This is a genomic window from Okeania sp. SIO3I5 (assembly GCF_010672085.1).
GTDB lineage: Bacteria > Cyanobacteriota > Cyanobacteriia > Cyanobacteriales > Microcoleaceae > Trichodesmium.
Map to the genome: position 1 here is coordinate 1 of NZ_JAAHHT010000205.1, position 16,965 is coordinate 16,965.

12 protein-coding genes and 1 pseudogene are annotated in these 16,965 nt (G+C 33.2%); 5 read left to right on the forward strand and 8 right to left on the reverse strand.

Going from position 1 to position 16,965, the window contains the following annotated elements:
• Positions 1 to 196: 196 nt before the first annotated feature.
• Positions 197 to 1,342 carry a M14 family zinc carboxypeptidase gene (locus tag F6K40_RS30760; RefSeq protein ID WP_293141453.1) on the reverse strand — a complete coding sequence of 382 codons (1,146 nt, stop codon included), beginning with the start codon at positions 1,340 to 1,342 and terminating at the stop codon, positions 197 to 199.
• Between the two features lie 936 nt (positions 1,343 to 2,278).
• Positions 2,279 to 3,046 carry a 3-oxoacyl-[acyl-carrier-protein] reductase gene (gene fabG / locus F6K40_RS30765; protein ID WP_293141455.1) on the reverse strand — a complete coding sequence of 256 codons (768 nt, stop codon included), beginning with the start codon at positions 3,044 to 3,046 and terminating at the stop codon, positions 2,279 to 2,281.
• Positions 3,047 to 3,216: 170 nt separating this feature from the next.
• On the opposite strand from fabG, the gene trxA reads away from it, so the two are divergent.
• Both trxA and F6K40_RS30775 read left to right on the forward strand, forming a co-directional pair.
• On the forward strand, positions 3,217 to 3,534 hold the full coding sequence (gene trxA / locus F6K40_RS30770) for a thioredoxin (protein WP_293141456.1): 318 nt from the start codon (positions 3,217 to 3,219) through the stop codon (positions 3,532 to 3,534).
• 320 nt (positions 3,535 to 3,854) lie between these two features.
• Positions 3,855 to 5,288 (forward strand): proton extrusion protein PcxA, encoded by a 1,434-nt coding sequence (locus tag F6K40_RS30775; protein WP_293141458.1) that lies wholly within the window; start codon positions 3,855 to 3,857, stop codon positions 5,286 to 5,288.
• 276 nt (positions 5,289 to 5,564) lie between these two features.
• On the opposite strand, the gene hpsU is transcribed toward F6K40_RS30775, so the two are convergent.
• From hpsU to F6K40_RS30800, 5 genes and pseudogenes are all read right to left on the reverse strand, one after another.
• Positions 5,565 to 6,140, reverse strand: a complete 576-nt coding sequence (gene hpsU / locus F6K40_RS30780) for a hormogonium polysaccharide biosynthesis acetyltransferase HpsU (protein WP_293141460.1) — start codon at positions 6,138 to 6,140, stop codon at positions 5,565 to 5,567.
• A gap of 1,447 nt (positions 6,141 to 7,587) precedes the next feature.
• Positions 7,588 to 10,818: pseudogene (locus F6K40_RS30785) on the reverse strand (type ISP restriction/modification enzyme).
• Between the two features lie 596 nt (positions 10,819 to 11,414).
• Positions 11,415 to 12,365: a glycosyltransferase family 2 protein gene (locus tag F6K40_RS30790; RefSeq protein WP_293141462.1), complete on the reverse strand. Its 951-nt coding sequence runs from the start codon at positions 12,363 to 12,365 to the stop codon at positions 11,415 to 11,417.
• A gap of 407 nt (positions 12,366 to 12,772) precedes the next feature.
• A complete protein-coding gene (locus F6K40_RS30795; protein ID WP_293141464.1) occupies positions 12,773 to 13,159 on the reverse strand; it encodes a hypothetical protein in 387 nt (128 codons plus the stop codon).
• Positions 13,160 to 13,178: 19 nt separating this feature from the next.
• Positions 13,179 to 13,388, reverse strand: coding sequence for a hypothetical protein (locus F6K40_RS30800; protein ID WP_293141466.1), 210 nt, complete (start codon positions 13,386 to 13,388; stop codon positions 13,179 to 13,181).
• Between the two features lie 6 nt (positions 13,389 to 13,394).
• Between F6K40_RS30800 and F6K40_RS30805 the strand changes: the two genes are divergently transcribed.
• Positions 13,395 to 13,556, forward strand: a complete 162-nt coding sequence (locus tag F6K40_RS30805) for a hypothetical protein (RefSeq protein ID WP_293141468.1) — start codon at positions 13,395 to 13,397, stop codon at positions 13,554 to 13,556.
• A 355-nt stretch (positions 13,557 to 13,911) separates the two neighbouring features.
• Here F6K40_RS30805 and F6K40_RS30810 read toward each other — a convergent pair whose 3' ends face one another.
• Positions 13,912 to 14,844 carry a glycosyltransferase family 2 protein gene (locus F6K40_RS30810; protein WP_293141470.1) on the reverse strand — a complete coding sequence of 311 codons (933 nt, stop codon included), beginning with the start codon at positions 14,842 to 14,844 and terminating at the stop codon, positions 13,912 to 13,914.
• 115 nt (positions 14,845 to 14,959) lie between these two features.
• Here F6K40_RS30810 and cobU point away from each other — a divergent pair, with 115 nt between their 5' ends.
• Both cobU and F6K40_RS30820 read left to right on the forward strand, forming a co-directional pair.
• Entirely contained in the window at positions 14,960 to 15,523 is a 564-nt protein-coding gene (gene cobU / locus F6K40_RS30815; protein WP_293141472.1) for a bifunctional adenosylcobinamide kinase/adenosylcobinamide-phosphate guanylyltransferase, read from the forward strand.
• Between the two features lie 372 nt (positions 15,524 to 15,895).
• Positions 15,896 to 16,375, forward strand: a complete 480-nt coding sequence (locus tag F6K40_RS30820; protein WP_293141474.1) for a hypothetical protein — start codon at positions 15,896 to 15,898, stop codon at positions 16,373 to 16,375.
• Positions 16,376 to 16,965: the final 590 nt, after the last annotated feature.

Below are 16,965 nucleotides of genomic sequence, written 5' to 3' on the forward strand. Positions count from 1 at the left end.
TGTTTCCCAACACCTACGGATTTTTCCAGATAATTTTCCCCAATTTATCGAATTCCTGATTTGGGTTTTATATCAATATTTCTCAGGATTTTGTTTCCCAACACCTACGGATTTTTTCAGATAATTTTCCCCAATTTATCGAATTCCTGATTTGGGGATTTCCATCAATATTTCTCAGGATTTTGTTTCCCAACACCTACGGATTTTTCCAGATAATATCTAATACAAAATCTCCTTGATTAACAGAATGGTTTGTTGAATTATCTAAAACTAAACCCTCTGTTTCTGCAAAAACATCTATAACTTTAGGCAAGTCTTGATTCTTGTTAAAATTCAATATTTGATAAAGACGCTGATTTTGTTGAACAATTGTACCAGGTTCGACTCGATTTTGTATCATGCCACCGACAGGAGCATAATAACTTTTCATCTCTTTTTTAGGAGTAAAAACTATTTGACTATCTGCTAGTTCTGTCAAGGGAAATTCCGATATTTTTAACATCCCTTTTTTAGCTAAATAATTTTTCAATCCCCGGATACCTTTTGCCACTGATTCAGGGTTCATTTTCATTCCTGAACCTAATTCTAATGTCCATGATTCTATGTCAAATTGAATTGGTTTTCCTAACTTTTTCAAATACATTTCTAAAGCTAACCAAGGTTTCAAAAATGCCTCATCAAAAGCATCTCCATCATATTCTCCATCTTCCATTAAAATCCCATAATCTAAAAGAAACCACCTAGCACTTTTTTCCCTGCCATGAAAGCAATAAAAATAATCTAAACTTTGATTACTTGAACTATGTAAATCTATCACATAATCTGCATCTAAACATAATGATTGAAGTTGATATCTGTATTGCTTATAGAAAGGTGTACCACTAGCAGAATTAATTTTTTCTAACTGTTGATTAAAACTGCGTAAAACTTCCTGGCGATAATTATTTTTGATTTCCGTTTCTGTTAAATCAATTTGAGTTTTAGCAAAAGCTTCAATATCTACATCTTCCCTTTCATAATCCCAAAATATCCGGTTCCAATCTTTACCATCGTAGCTGTTATATCTACCTGAAGAAAATTGATGTGAGCGCGAATTAACTCCTTCAGGATTACACACCGGTACTAACAATATTTCTCCTATTAGTTGACTATCATCCAGATTCATTAAAAATTCTATAAGGTGATGAATAACAGCATTACCACTAATCTCAGCTCCATGTAAATTTGCCTGGATATAAGCTTTTGTTCCTGTCTGATTTCCAGTAAATTTATAAACTTGTAAATACAGAAAATCCCCAGAAGCAAATTGTCTTAAAGGTATAGTATAAATTTTAGGTTTCATCAATTTTTTTAAATAGCTAATAGCTGATAACTAACACCTGAATGCTTACAATATTTTGATAAATCGGTAGAAAAAAGCGCAGAAACCCGGTTGCTTTTAAATGCGCCACTATATAACATCTACCTCCCAGAAACCCGGTTTCTTATAACACTTTCATTGCCAATATTGTAACGAACTGGAAGAAGAGTTAGTAGGGCGTTGTTTGGGAAACGCACCTGAAAATCAGGAGTCAGAAGTCAAACTTATTAAGCAACCTAAACTAAAAAAAAACGGCGCGTTAGAGTCTATTTTCTTCCACTAACGCATCCCACTAGACTGATACACTAAAATGTTGCATTAGAAAAAATGCTCAAACCTTGCCATAACAAAAATTATACAAAAAAAATGTTGCTTTAGGACTTTTAGTAGACCTGTAATAGATAGGAAAGGGAAGGATTTTTCAGTCAAAAAGGTTCCTTAATAGCATTAGTGTATTCTGACTATTTGATTACCTCAACTGTTCAACTGAGGTAATATTTCCTGATTTGTCATTGACTGGATTAATTACCTTACGGAACTCGATCATCGACAAATTAAAAAAAAGGATACAAAAATTATCAATTTTTCTTACTTTTGCCTTTTGACTTTTGACTTTTGATTTTAATTTAGTGTTTGCTGATTAAATCTCAAAGCACTAACAAATAAAGGTAAGTGCCTTTTTGGAGCAAAAAAAAAGTGCAAATCTTTAAGCTTGAGTGACCAAAAAGTTAGAATAAAAGGCAGACAAGCACAAAAAAATCACTCTGATAATTATTCCTCCTACTTTCTCTGTCTCCCCACACGGACCACCCGGACCACAAGGACCACACGGACCACCCGGACTACACGGACCAACCTCCCCACACTCTAATTTTTTCAGTAAACCCTAATAATTAATAATTAATTATTAATTATTAATTAACTCATCACCATTCCCCCATCCACATTAAACACCTGACCAGTAATATAATTTGCCGCATCATCAGCAGCTAAAAACCTAATCATACCTGCTACCTCTTCTGGTTTACCATAACGACCTAGAGGAATAAACTTGATAATTTCCTCAGAATTTTTCAATTCTTTAGTCATATCAGTAGCGATAAACCCAGGGGCAACCGCATTTGCTGTAATCCCTCTATTAGCAAGTTCCTTTGCCACAGTTTTAGTAAAGCCAATTACTCCTGCTTTTGCTGCACTATAATTAGCTTGACCAGGATTACCCATTTGCCCAGCTACCGAAGCAACATTAATAATACGGCCACTCTTTTGTTTGAGCATAATTTTGCTCACCGCACGAGTACAAAGAAAAACCCCAGTCAAATTTAGGTCTATTACCGACTGCCAGTCATCAGGTTTCATCCGTAATAGTAAAGTATCGCGAGTAATACCAGCATTGTTAACCAGAATATCAATGCGACTCCACTTTTCCATGACTTCTTTGACAAGAGTATCCACTTCCTCAACTTGAGAAACATCTGCTTGTAGCGCCATCCCACTACCACCCGCAGCAACTATTTCTGCTACTACTTCCACAGCAGCGCCACTAGATTTAGCATAATTAACAACTACATTTGCTCCTTCCATTGCTAATGCTAAAGCTGCTGCTCGACCAATTCCTCTAGATGCACCTGTAATTATTGCTACTTGTCCTTTCAAACGTTGTAGTGCTTCGGGTAATGCTTCCATAATCAAATCCTTTCCTTTTATATAAAGCTATAAACTAGCTTATATTAACTGATAGAGAGCCAAAATCCCTGAAAGTAGGTTTTACTTCTTATTTCTTCCTTAACTTTAAAAAGATTGTTGTTTGATTATCTTAAACTAAGAGTACAGATAATCTAATAAATTTTTTCATTATGGCAATTAAAAAGAAGTTTAATAATTTTGATGAATTGCTTGCTGGTTCAGATTTACCTGTTTTAGTCGATTTTTATGCTACTTGGTGTGGTCCTTGTCAGACGATGGCCCCTATTCTCGAACAGGTGAATCAACAAATGAAAGATAAATTGCGAATAGTTAAAATTGATACAGATAAATATCCTCAGTTAGCTTCAAGGTATCATATTAAAGCTTTCCCCACTTTGGTCTTGTTTAAAAATGGTCAGCCAGTAGATAAAATAGAAGGGGTAATGGAACCACCACAGCTATTGCAACACTTAAATAGTATTACTTAAATGAATTTAGAATTTAGAATTTAGAATTTAGAATTATCAAATAAGCACCATTACAAAATTGTTTACCTACTATGATTTGATGTAAGGCATATACTATAAGGGATTCAGTCTTACAAAATGTGTAATTAATTTTGTTTACCTGCTTAGTTAATTTTTTAATTTATTAGTATTTAACAATAATGATTTTAGGATTAATAAAGTGATTAATTTCTTAATTTCTTAATTTAACAATTCATTAATTTCATAATTCATAATTCTGCATTCTAAATTCTAAATTCTAAATTCTGCATTCTAATTTAATTTATCAGAATATAAGAAATATGGCGATTTATCCCTGGAAGCAATTTAAACTGTCTGTGCTGAATGCTAACCAGTGGTTCCAAGAAACTCCTGAAAGAGCTTTGGATATGGCTTATAATGCTGCTCTCAAGATTAAATCTATTGAAGAGAAACATTTTGAAGGTCAAAAAATTTCTACTACATCAGTTCATTATAGTAATAGTGCTAAATCTTATTTTAATTCCGAATTGAAACGATACTTAAAAATCATTCAAACTAGATTAGCTGAATTTAATACAAGTGTTTCAATGGTAGGAACTCTCGATAAAAATAAAGTTGGCAAGCAAGAGGATAAATTTAATCAAAATTATCAGCAAGAATTTCAGGAGCGACCATCAATTATTTTAGAAAAACTAGAGTTTATTGATGGAGTAATCAGTCGATATCGTAACTCTTCAAAGCCTCAAGTACAAGAATCAAATACAATTGTAGAAATTGCTAATGGTTCATCTTCTGTAACTCTAGTATCTAGTCAAGATAATGTTAATAATTATCCCAATAATGTTCTATCTGATTCTTCACTAAATCAAAATAATTTAGCACAACTAAAAAGTGATACTCCTGAAACTAGCTTCTTACCCCGTTCCCTGTTAAATACTTTAAAAAGAATCAAAAAAGAGTTAGATCCTGAAGCAGAAACAGAGGTCATTAAAAAGTTTAGAAAATCCAAAGTCAAGACTATTACTTCAATTAGATTTGTCTTGCTGTTGATTTTAGTACCTTTACTCATGCACCAATTATCAAAAATAACTTTTGTGGGTTATTTAGTTGATAATTTTATTCCACTACCTCATAAACAAGCAGAAATTTTTCTTAATCCTAATATGGAAGAGGAAGCTTTGATGGAGTTACATCAATATGAGGAGAAACTTCATTTTCAAATGTATTTAGGTAAGGCTCCGGAATTATTTCCAGAATTATCTGAATCTGGCAAAGAATTTTTTGAAATACCTAAATCTGAAAGGGAAGAATTGATTGAACATAAAGTCGAAGAAAAGGCTCAAGAAATAGCTTGGGGATATGAAGTTAAAGGCAATAATGCGATTAAAAATATTTTTTGTGACCTAATATCTTTGATGACTTTTGTTGTGATTATTTCTACGAATAAAAGAGATGTTGAGATTTTAAAATCTTTCATGGATGATGTTATATATGGTCTTAGTGATAGTGCTAAGGCATTTATAATTATTTTGTTAACAGATATGTTTGTGGGATTCCACTCTCCTCACGGTTGGGAAGTAATTTTGGAAAATATTACTAGACATTTTGGATTACCAGAAAGCAGAGATTTTAACTTCTTATTTATTGCAACTTTTCCAGTTATTTTGGATGCCGTTTTTAAGTATTGGATATTCCGTTACTTGAACCGTAGTTCACCTTCTGCAGTAGCAACTTATAAGAATATGAATGAATAGATTCAACAATTAATAATTAACAATGAATAATTAATAATTAAATCTCCTTAAAATTATAGGATTGACTAAAGTGATAAAAAACTTTCTTCTTAGTTCCCTCCTGACCGAAAAATTTTGCTTAATCGCCTCCTCTTTCAAGAGGATCAAAAAAAGAATCTTCCGTATTTTCAAGTCTCCCTATTGCCGGAGGTACTGATAACTGATAACTGATAACTGAAATGACTCATCCGTTGTTCTTTATAAGTATTCCACTGGACATAATATTATTCCTTTTGATTAATTTTTAATTTGTCTAGGATAACGAGGTTGACAGGGTGTTCCTAAACAAACTTGACCTGGAGGCATATCTTTAAAAACACTACTCCTAGCACCAATAACTGCATTAGCACCAATATTAACACCAGGACCAACAAAACAATCTGCTGCTACCCAAGCACCATCACAAATAGTAATACTTGCTGTTTGTAAACCAAATGTAGGGTCTTCTATATTATGGCTACCAGTGCAAAGGTAACTTTTTTGAGATATGACACAATGCTTACCTATTTTGATATGGTCAAGACTGTATAAAACTACATCGTCTCCTATCCAACTATAATCGGCGATCACTATTTTCCAAGGATAGGTAAATCTCGCAGTTGGGCGAATTAAAACTCCTTGACCAATTTTTGCTCCAAAGAGATTTAATATTAGTCTTCTCACACTATATAAAGGTTGGGGAGTTAAGGGAAAAGTAATTGCTTGTACAAACCACCATAATAATACAAACCAACCTGGTCTACCTCGGTTATACCAAGATTGGTCGTATTTGCGAAGATCGACCCAAGATTCTGTTTGTTGGTTATTTGTCATTGGGAGTTAATTTTTTTAGGTTTGATTGTAATTAGACAATTTTATATCATTGATAGGACTTACGCAGAGACACTATATATAGTGTATATATTGCTGAAAAACTATAACGTTTTAGATATGTAGTGTTTAGAACTGAAAAATGCGTAAGTCCTGATTGAGATGTTTAAATTAGCTAAATAGTGACTTTTATACTACTACCATAAAATTGATAGGAATATCCGATTATACTTTTATAAGTATATTAGTATAGAATAGTTAATTTTAAAAAGTTTATTCAATTTATTTTGAGTGTGGAATAGATTAATGAATTGATTTATAAAAATAGCAAAACTCCAGAATAATTTCATCTATTTCTCTCAGAGACACAATAATTTTTGCCGACTCATCGGTAGTGAGATAGGTAAATAGTTGCTTGGGAAAATTGAGAGAATTTTGGCAAATTTCCCTACCCCATCTCTAGGAAGAGGTAAGGACAACTATATCTGGATAAATGAATTTTTCCGACTCGGTTTTTCTGTCTGACTATTCGAGGGGAAAGCTCGGCATAATTTTATCTATTTCTGTCATTAGTTTTTTGCCTTCTCTCAGAGACACAATAATTTTTGCCGACTCATCGGTAGTGAGATAGGTAAATAGTTACTTGGGAAAATTGAGAGAATTTTGGCAAATTTTCCCACCTCATCTCTAGGTAGACAAAATGACAACTATATATAGATAGATGAATTTTTCCGACTCGGTTTTTCTGTCTGACTATCCGACCTAAAAGCTGAGAATAATTCATCTATTTCTGTCATTGTTTTTCTGATTGATCTCAGAGCAACAAGAAATTTTGCCGACTCATCAGTTCTGGAATAGACAAATCATAATTTTGGGAAATCACAGAGAATTTTGGCAAATTTTCCTACCGCATCTCTAGGTAGATGGGATGACAACTATTCCAGGGGAAAGCTCGGCAGAATTTGCTCTATTTGTGTCATTAGTTTTTTGGTTTCTCTCAGAGACACAATAATTTTTGCCGACTCATCGGTAGTGAGATAGGTAAATAGTTGCTTGGGAAAATTGAGAGAATTTTGGCAAATTTTCCCACCTCATCTCTAGGTAGACGAAATGACAACTATATATAGATAGATAAATTTTTCCGACTCGGTTTTTCTGTCTGACTATCCGACGTAAAAGCTGAGAATAATTCATCTATTTCTGTCATTGTTTTTCTGTCTGACTATCCGACGTAAAAGCTGAGAATAATTCATCTATTTCTGTCATTGTTTTTCTGATTGATCTCAGAGCAACAAGAAATTTTGCCGACTCATCAGTTCTGGAATAGACAAATCATAATTTTGGGAAATTACAGAGAATTTTGGCAAATTTTCCCACCTCATCTCTAGGTAGACGAAATGACAACTATATATAGATAGATAAATTTTTCCGACTCGGTTTTTCTGTCTGACTATTCCAGGGGAAAGCTCGGAATAATTTCATCTATTTCTGTCATAATTTTTCTAGTTTCTCTCAGAGCAACAATAATTTTTTGGTAGCGATTAATCTCTTCATCGGATAATTCCCGATTAGCCTTTTTTCTGTCTTTAAACCATTTATCTAAAACTTGATAGCTACCGATTTTAAATTCCCATACTTTTTGACTGACTCCTGTGAAATAACAATTTTTGTTAATCCAGATTTTTTCGTTTGTCGAGTCATATCTAATTTCTTTGACGATATTTTTACCATCCCCTTGACAATCAATATTGTTTTTTTCTTCTGGATGGAAAACTGGTAAATTTTTGAGTAAATGAAGATTAACTAATGCCTCGCCTTTAGTTATTAATTGTTGGAATAATTGATTATTACTTATGAGGGGAAGGCGCGGAAAATCTATCTGCAAAAATTCAGCGTATCTTTGTCGATAAGTAGGGGAATGAAATACAGCATAAGCGTAATAAAAGATATTTTCTGGTGTGGGGATATATCCTAATTTTTATTGGATGGCAGTTAAAAATTTTGAGGATAAGTTGGCTGTTTTTTCCACAAATAAATTTGTTTGTCCGCTTTCTGTATCGGGGTAAATGTAGAGAGGAAAATAATAACTTCTTTCTCTTGAATGAATTGAAATACAATTTCCATCTCCTATATTTTCAGTCACTAGACAATGTCTAAATCCTACCTCTTTTTGTTGACGACATAAAATTAACGCTAGATTGTCTGATTGTAAATGTACCATCACTTCATTCCTCGGATATTCAACAACATCTTGATGATGATAATAGAATCTTGAATCAAAAGGACGATATAAACAAGTAGTTAAGTAACTTTGCCAATTTAGGTTATTAGCTAATGACTTTCTTTTTAGAGGAATTTTCCAGTCACGAGTATCTTTAAGATTATATCTATTAGATAGTTGTTCATCAGTTATGCTTAAATCTCGAAAATCCTGGATTCGTTTGAGAAGCACATCTCTATCAAAATCTATGACAAAATTATCTCTATGAGTTGTAAATCCTGTAGAATTAACGGGGAAAATATCTATAACACTCCACCCTTGATTATATTCTTCACTCAAATCAAAATTTTTAGGTGAAAAAAAGAAATTAGGCTCAGAAGGTTTTAACTTTATCCAATCAACATCCTGAAAATTTACACTCTCTAAAAACTTATATTTATCCTCCCTTTTTCCCCATAAATCAAAATAAAAAACATCAGCAGGTAACTTCACCCCATCTCTCTTTTTATAAACCACCGAAAAAGCATCAGGTTCACTTTTTTCCCTAATCGCAATTAAAATCGCCACACCTTGTTGAATATCAAAAACATTTTCATCAATCTCTCCATCCGGTGTCGTTTCTTTCAACAAAGAATTACCATGTAAATCCATAATATAGAGACTATCAAAATATTTCATTAACTCCTCTCTCATCCCCCGATGAATTAAACCATTAATATAAGAATGATTAGTAATCAAACCTATTACCCCATGCCCAATTTTTTCTATTTGATCGTGAGCAAAACGAATAAACTTAATATAGTCATCATCAAGAGGTTGAATATTCTTTTCTCCCTCCAACCTAACCCTACCTTTATATCTTTCCAAAAGTTCGCCAATATAAGTTAATTCTGTTATCTCTTTTCCAGCTTTACCTATTTTATAAACCTTCTCCCAAGTCGAACCATTATATTTAACATCTGCCAAATATTTAGTATCCTGCTCCAGTCGTCTTTTCCGCTTACTAACATTCTGCGAACTAACAGAATAAGGAGGATTTCCTAACACCACAAAAATCGGTTTTTCCTCCTTCACCTTTGCCGCTTGATTAGCTTCTTCAGAAATATATTCTGCCAATAACAAACTAGACTTTTTTATTCCCTCATCCAAAGCATTAGTCAAAAAAATATTGAATCTTTCCCTCTCTTCAAAACCATAACCCAAAGTCTTCAATAATAACCCCAACTTTAAATGAGCGATCGCGTAAGGAGTCATTAATAATTCAAAACCATATAACCGCTGCAAAACTCGTTTATCTCTTAACAACTCATGCCAACGATTTGCACCATATTTTTCAAAGTTAAAATAAATTTGTTTAATTACCCGATATAAAAAAGTACCAGTACCTGTAGCAGGGTCTAAAATTGTGACTTTTCTACTACCTAAAGCATCATCTAAATCAAAATATTTATCTAAAATATGATTAACTGATTTGACAATAAAAGACACCACAGGTTCAGGAGTATAATAAACTCCGCGACTTTTTCTCAAAGATGTTTCATAAGCAGCTAAAAAAGTTTCATAAAAATGAACAACCGGGTCTTCCTTTCTAGTTTCCCGACCAAAATTTTCCAGAATATTTCCGATATCAACTTTAGCCAAAACTTCTATCAAAATTTCAATCGCCCAGTTAATTTTACTGACAATATCTGTGGCAATAACTGTACTAAACAAACCCTGTAAAAAAGGAATTTTATCGCTAATATAAATACTTGCAGTTTGACGATTAAAATGATAATTACCAGGATTTTGAGCATGACCAACTCTAGCAGTAAATAATCCATAAGTGATAGTTTTAGCATACATATCCGCAAAACTATTATTATCTAAATCTGGCAATAACAATTCTTGGAAAACTTGCTTAAGTGCAGTTAACTCTCCCGTTTCATTTTCAATTTTTAACGCCTCTTCCAGACTATAACGAATGACTTTAGTTTGAGCAGCCATTTGTTGTGCCAAATCATTATAGTTATTAATAACTTTCTTTTGATAACTTAAAAATGATTCGATTAACTGAGTAGTTTTTTCTAAATCATCACTAGGAATAATCTTTTGATTTTTTACTTTACCTAGACTTGTCTCAAGTTTTAACTTACCCTCTTTATACCAACGAAACTCTAAGTAATTAGTTAAAATAAAATTTTCACCTACGGCAGATTCTAAATATCGTTTTAGCTGGTCAGTTGATGCAACTTTCTCTAAATTTTCACCAATTTTTTTAGCTTCAATATAACCAAGTAAATTATTATTTTTCCTAACTGTAAAATCTGGGATACCAGCTTGATTTCCAGTTTCTTCAATATTGGCATTAATTCCCAAAATTTTACCGTCAATCAGATTTTTCAACGCAGGATAATGAGTACGTTCACTACCCTTTTCCAGATTCTTTTCTAATTCTTGTAAATAGTAGTTAAATTCCATCAATCTGTATTTTTTGCCAATATTTCCAGGATATTATAATAGAATAAAAATTATAAAAGACCATTTATCAACAAAATATTAAACATAGGAGACTTCCATAGCAAAAGTAGGGGTTGGGAAACCAAACCCCTAGAGAATACTATCTATATTTTCATCAATATTCTGATCTTATTCTCTAGTCAAAGATCACTTGATTTTCTGATTTTGTCAGCTAGAGAAAATTATACCATTTTCAAAAAATACTTTTACACTGCTTGAGTCTGCTGGTAAGAGTGTTGAAACTAATAATGTAGCGACCTTTTTTGAATTTGGTATTAGGTAAGGAAAAATGAAGAAGTCATACCAATTCGCCAAAACAATGCCACAGCAAAAGTAGGAGTTGACTCTCCCAATCCCTACAGAATACTAACTATATTTTCATCAATATTCTAGTCTGATTTTCTAGCCGAAAATAACTTGATTTTCTGATTTTTCAGGCAAGAGAAAATTAGGCAAGGAAAAATAAAAGAATAATACCAATTGCCAAAAATAATGCAAGACCTTGAATACTGCCATAAAATAAGGGGGTTTAGATACCAAACCCCTACAGAATTCTTTTAACTACTACTAGCTGAATCTACCTGAGCAACTGGTTGAGGATTAGTAATTTCTGGTTTCTTTTGAGTAAGATTCAACCCACCACCACAATCTTTAAGCTCATAAAGCTTAACACCAATTTGATACTCATATTGACTCAATAACCTACCATAAATATATCCTGCTTTACCATCTAGAAATCCTAGTTGAATAAAGTAAAACAAAATAAATCTCAAGAAAGGTTTAAATGGCAACCTCACCCATATTTTCTTGAGAAAACGCTTGCGCTGTACTGCATCTCCAAATAAACTAGCACCAATAGTTCCAATATCACCCTGACCAGTCAATAGATTGTAATATACCCGTGCTTCCCAATTAGAATAACGGTTATGTCTTTCGAGCCAATGAAATAAATCACGAAAATCTTCGTGAAGCATATCATTTTTCAAATATCCCACATTGCCAGTTAAAACAACGTGTTCGTGTACCTCATTATCCCCAGTATTCGGCACACTCTCAGTTTTCAAGTTTTCGTAGCGACCTTCTTTATGTTTAAATAATCTGAGGTTCCAATCCGGATATTTCCCTCCATGACGAATCCATGTTCCTAGAAAAAATACTCTACGGTTAAGATAATAACCACTGTAATTTGGATCTTGAATAGCTGTAGCAATTTCATCCCAAAGTTCTGGGATAATACGTTCGTCACAATCAACAATTAATACCCACTCATTCCTAAAAGGCAAATTGTCTAAAGACCAGTTCTTCTTTTTCGGCCAAGTACCATTGAAATAGAACTGTACTAAATTTGCTCCATAACTTTCAACTATTTCGGTGGAGCGATCGCTACTTTGAGAATCTACAACAAATATTTCATCTGCTCTAGCTACACTGTCTAGACAAGCAGGTAAATTTTGCTCTTCATTCTTAGCAGGAATTAGAACTGATACTGGTATCTTAGATAATGTCATAATTAAATAATTTATAAATGGGAATTATAGCGCTACGCGCAAGTCATAAATCAAAGGTCAGATGTCATAAGTAATCCCTGACTGAGGAAAGAGAATTTATGAATGTCCTAATCTTTGCTTCAACTGCTGTACCTTAATTTATTGTCGCTACGCTCCAAAAGTTTTGGGTATTGGATTAGGGGTTGTTTTTTCTTTCTCACTACACACCGCTCAACTAAACTTACTCAAACTTACTCAAAAACCTAGAAGCTTTAGTTTAACGCAAGTGGATTGATCACCACAGGGTTAAACGGCAAATTCTTTATTCCTTGGTGAAAGACATCAATAATTACTTTTTTAATAATGTTAAACGACCCATTTACATCAGCATTTAATAATTTATTTTCCTTTGTTTTATATTTGGTAAATTATCCCCATCTAAAAAATCTTGATTGATATCTATAAGATTCTTCTGTAATTAATACTTTTATTCCTTTCAATTTGGCTTGATATCTTAACATCTCTATTAACCAATAATCAGGGATATTCACAAATTGTTGATTTTTCTTTTTCCCTAACCCTAATTTTATCTCTTGTTTCCAATTCTGATTCTGCCCTATAATTAAAATTAAGATTCCTGTTTCCTGGTTAACGCACCAATTTATTACTTTTTTACTGGCTATATGGGGATAATTTTCTACTCGGCAATTTCGTTTGTGAGTTATTTTTTTTAACCGATCATAATTACTTTTATTGTAGTTAGTTTTTAATTCAGATTGTAAACAAGAATGCTGTTTATTATCAAAGGTGTTCATAGCCTTTAATCCTCTGCCTTTAATCATGCTTATGTGAAGTTCCTGTTTGATTTTTTGTTACAGCTATTAAATTATTATTTACTCCTAAATCAACTCCTAATATTTGTTGATTTTTTGTAGTTTTCTCCCCTTTTTCATGTACTGCTTCTCTTCGATAACAGCTACTTTTGGGGATGATTCTTGCTTCTATTATTGACCTCTGTGAAGTAGGAATTTTTATTTCATTCATAGACAGATGACAAATTTATTTTTTTCAGGCTTTGCCCGTAAATTGATTCCTCACGATATGGCAGAATATTTCGGCATTTTGTTTTATGTTTATATTTATTTGGGAATTTTTGGTCTTCCTAAAAATTTATTTGGCTGTTTTTACCATTCTTTTAAAGCGGCAAAATAACTATTCCAAGCTGAGTCTAATCTTCTGATTATTTGCTGGCTAACTTTAGTTGGTAAAGCTTGATAATCATCAGTCTTAGATAGTAGATGATACAGTTGATTAAAGCTGAGTTTGTTTTTGTTTTCAAAGAAATATTGGCAATGGATGGTAATTGGGTAAAAAGAGAAATAAATCTTTTCCTTTAAGTGAATCCTCTCCCTTTTAGGGAGACGTAATTATCAATTATTAATTATCAATTATCAATTATCCATTATCCATTAATGAACCCCTATCCTCTCGGTTGTTATCCCGAGTTTGAGATGGTGCAGAAAACTTTGATCGACCATAACCTATAACCCATAACTTAACAGATACATCAATGTCTTGGATTTATTGATGTAGATATCATGCCCTGAATAGCTGCTCCTAAATAGCCTATTTGACCATAAGCATAGACAAAATTATCAAAACATTTTGCTGGGTCTGTAATATTTTTTAGTGACTTATACATACCTCTAATAATTCTCTCACTCCCCCGTGATAGTTGGCCTAAACCTGCTTTACCAGCTAGTTGTTCTCGGTAACATTCACTAATACCTTGCCACCAACCTCGTTCAATAAACCAGGAAGGTTTTACCCTTTCTGGTGCTACATTATGAGCAACTAATGCTTCTGGTAGATAAGCTACTTCCCAACCTTGTTTTATTGCTAATTCTGTGGTATGCAATTCTTCGTTTGATAAAAGTTTTTTACCAACTCGACCCAAGTTAGTGTCAAAACCACCAATTTGTTCCAGAAATGTGCGACGAATTGAATAGTTTAAACCTCTAGGAGTCAAACCTGGTTGGTCAATATATACAACAGAATTACCAAGGTCATAGTAACCTAAGTTTCCTGATAATTCTTGTGACAGCCATTTGGGAGGGTTAATTCCTTCTGGCCAAATTAACGTAACTTTCCCTCCAGCAATAGCTAGTTTTTCGTTACTTTGGTAAGCTTCCTGTAATACCTTTAACCACTGGGAACTGGCAACCGCATCATCATCAAGATAAGCTAAAATTTCAGCACTGGCTGTTTTTGCCCCTGTATTTCTGGCCAGAGATAATCCTGTGACTGGTTCATAGACATATTTAAGTATGGGGTTGGGAAGTCTTGCTTCTACTACTTCACGGGTACGATCTTTTGAAGCATTATCTACTACTACTACTTCAAAGCTATCAGGAAAATCCTGTGCTAACAGGCTATCTATTGCAGCTCCTAAGTAAGTGTCCCGATTATGAGTACAGATAATGGCAGAAATTAGGGCCATAGTTAGTTTATTGTTATTTTACTCTAGAAGTTTTTTGGGATGTTGGCCTGAATTTGCTGTTGCATAATTTACTATCCTTCATTTTTCAGTTTATTGAATTTCTAGTTCTATTGCCATGAATTCTCCTCAAGCCACTTCTAATAAATTAATTTTAGTCACTGGTCCTGCTCGTTCTGGTAAAAGTGAGTGGGCAGAAAGTTTAGCTATTAATTCTGAAAAAAAAGTAATATACATAGCTACCTCTCAAATTGATGCTAATGATTTAGAGTGGCAAACTCGAATTGAAAAACATAAAAACCGCCGCCCCTCTAACTGGATAACTTTAGAAATACCTGTAAAATTATCAGAAACTTTGGCTGCTTATTCTAATGAAGATTCCTGTATTTTGGTAGATTCTTTAGGTACTTGGTTAGCTAATATTTTGGAACAAGATGAACAAGTTTGGAATGAAACTTTAGAAGTAGTAATTGAAAATCTATTAAAAGCTAAAGGTGATGTAATTTTAGTGGGGGAGGAAACCGGTTGGGGAGTTGTTCCTTCTTTTCCTATTGGACGTTTATTTCGCGATCGCCTTGGTCATCTTATTCGTAGAGTGGGAGTCATTTCTGAGTCTGTTTATCTGGTTACTGGAGGTCATGTTTTGCATCTGAGTGCTTTAGGTGTACCTTTAAAATTTTAATTCTTAATTTATTCTCAAGGAATAAATGCTTTGGTTTGAACGCGAATTTTAATCAGAAAAGTTAAAATTAAATCAGATATTAAGCTATAGCAAGGAACGGGGAACAGTTGGAAAAACATTTCCGCGTTCTAGATTCATCATCAGTAATTGTCAAGAGCAAATTCTTTCTTAAGCTATATTCATACCATTTGATGGAAGTCAAAAGTTAAAAAGGAGGATTGATTTGACGGCAAACTCTAACCAACAATAATTTCAGGTAATTATTTTATACATATTGTATGAAGTAATTTACAATCTCCTTTTTGATAATTGGTATGACTTGTTGTAAATATCTCTGTATTTAAAGTAGAAAATAATCGGATCTTAAAAGTTATGGCATCTCATAGTCAAATCAAAAAATACATTGCCTATTGGTTTCAGTTAGGCAAGAAAGTATTAATTAAGAATGGCCAAAAAGCTATAAGACCTCAAATTGTACTTTCAGGCGATCGCTACAGTCAAGAATTTGAAGAATGTTGGCAGCAAATTTTATCATCTGAATCGGGAGATTGTTATTTAGAAGGAACAAATGAAACAATTCAAGAATTATTCTCTTCAGAGTGGGACATTAGTCCTTGTGCCCGTTGTTTAATGCCTATTCCTTCTACTGTGAAAGGAATGCCTCCTGAGTGCTGTCCATGTTTCGATCTTCCTAAGTGGCCTGATACTGAAATACCATTGCCGCGATCGCCTATTTGTAGTAAGTCACATTTGCTCAGTATTTGTGAGCGATTGTTAAGTGTCAATCAGAAAGAAAAGATTGATACTCATTATCAAAACTCTTCTGAAAATCAGGAATTTCAAAGATATTGAGAAAGTTGCTTTTCCACGAGACAATTATTCTGCTTGTAGAAATTTTCAGCACAAGAGGAATCGACAAAAATCTCTAGTTCAATATGGTAATTCCAACTTTCCCCTTGAAAATTTTGAGCAAATAATCAGGAATTTCCCAGATATTGAGAAAGTTTTTTTTCCACGAGACAATTATTCTGCTTGTAGAAATTTTCAGCACAAGAGGAATCGACAAAAATCTCTAGTTCAATATGGTAATTCCAACTTTCCCCTTGAAAATTTTGAGCAAATAATCAGGAATTTCCCAGATATTGAGAAAGTTTTTTTTCCACGAGACAATTATTCTGCTTGTAGAAATTTTCAGCATAAGAGGAATCGACAAAAATCTCTAGCTTAGTATGGTCATCCTAATTTTTACCGAGAAAATTTTGAGCAAATAATCAGGAATTTCAGAGAGTTTGAGAAAGTTGCTTTTCTAAGACAAAATTATTCTGCTTGTAGAAATTTTCAGCATAAGAGGAATCGACAAAAATCTCTAGCTTAGTATGGTCATCCTAATTTTTACCGAGAAAATTTTGAGCAAATAATCAGGAATTTCAGAGAGTTTGAGA

Bases quoted from the DNA above. Each gene is read 5' to 3' on its own strand.
- cobU (WP_293141472.1), top strand. From the start codon at position 14,960: ATGAATTCTCCTCAAGCCACTTCTAATAAATTAATTTTAGTCACTGGT.
- F6K40_RS30810 (WP_293141470.1), bottom strand. From the start codon at position 14,844: ATGGCCCTAATTTCTGCCATTATCTGTACTCATAATCGGGACACTTAC.
- trxA (WP_293141456.1), top strand. From the start codon at position 3,217: ATGGCAATTAAAAAGAAGTTTAATAATTTTGATGAATTGCTTGCTGGT.
- F6K40_RS30790 (WP_293141462.1), bottom strand. From the start codon at position 12,365: ATGACATTATCTAAGATACCAGTATCAGTTCTAATTCCTGCTAAGAAT.
- F6K40_RS30800 (WP_293141466.1), bottom strand. From the start codon at position 13,388: ATGAATGAAATAAAAATTCCTACTTCACAGAGGTCAATAATAGAAGCA.
- hpsU (WP_293141460.1), bottom strand. From the start codon at position 6,140: ATGACAAATAACCAACAAACAGAATCTTGGGTCGATCTTCGCAAATAC.
- F6K40_RS30760 (WP_293141453.1), bottom strand. From the start codon at position 1,342: ATGAAACCTAAAATTTATACTATACCTTTAAGACAATTTGCTTCTGGG.
- fabG (WP_293141455.1), bottom strand. From the start codon at position 3,046: ATGGAAGCATTACCCGAAGCACTACAACGTTTGAAAGGACAAGTAGCA.
- F6K40_RS30820 (WP_293141474.1), top strand. From the start codon at position 15,896: ATGGCATCTCATAGTCAAATCAAAAAATACATTGCCTATTGGTTTCAG.
- F6K40_RS30795 (WP_293141464.1), bottom strand. From the start codon at position 13,159: ATGAACACCTTTGATAATAAACAGCATTCTTGTTTACAATCTGAATTA.
- F6K40_RS30775 (WP_293141458.1), top strand. From the start codon at position 3,855: ATGGCGATTTATCCCTGGAAGCAATTTAAACTGTCTGTGCTGAATGCT.
- F6K40_RS30805 (WP_293141468.1), top strand. From the start codon at position 13,395: ATGACAAATTTATTTTTTTCAGGCTTTGCCCGTAAATTGATTCCTCAC.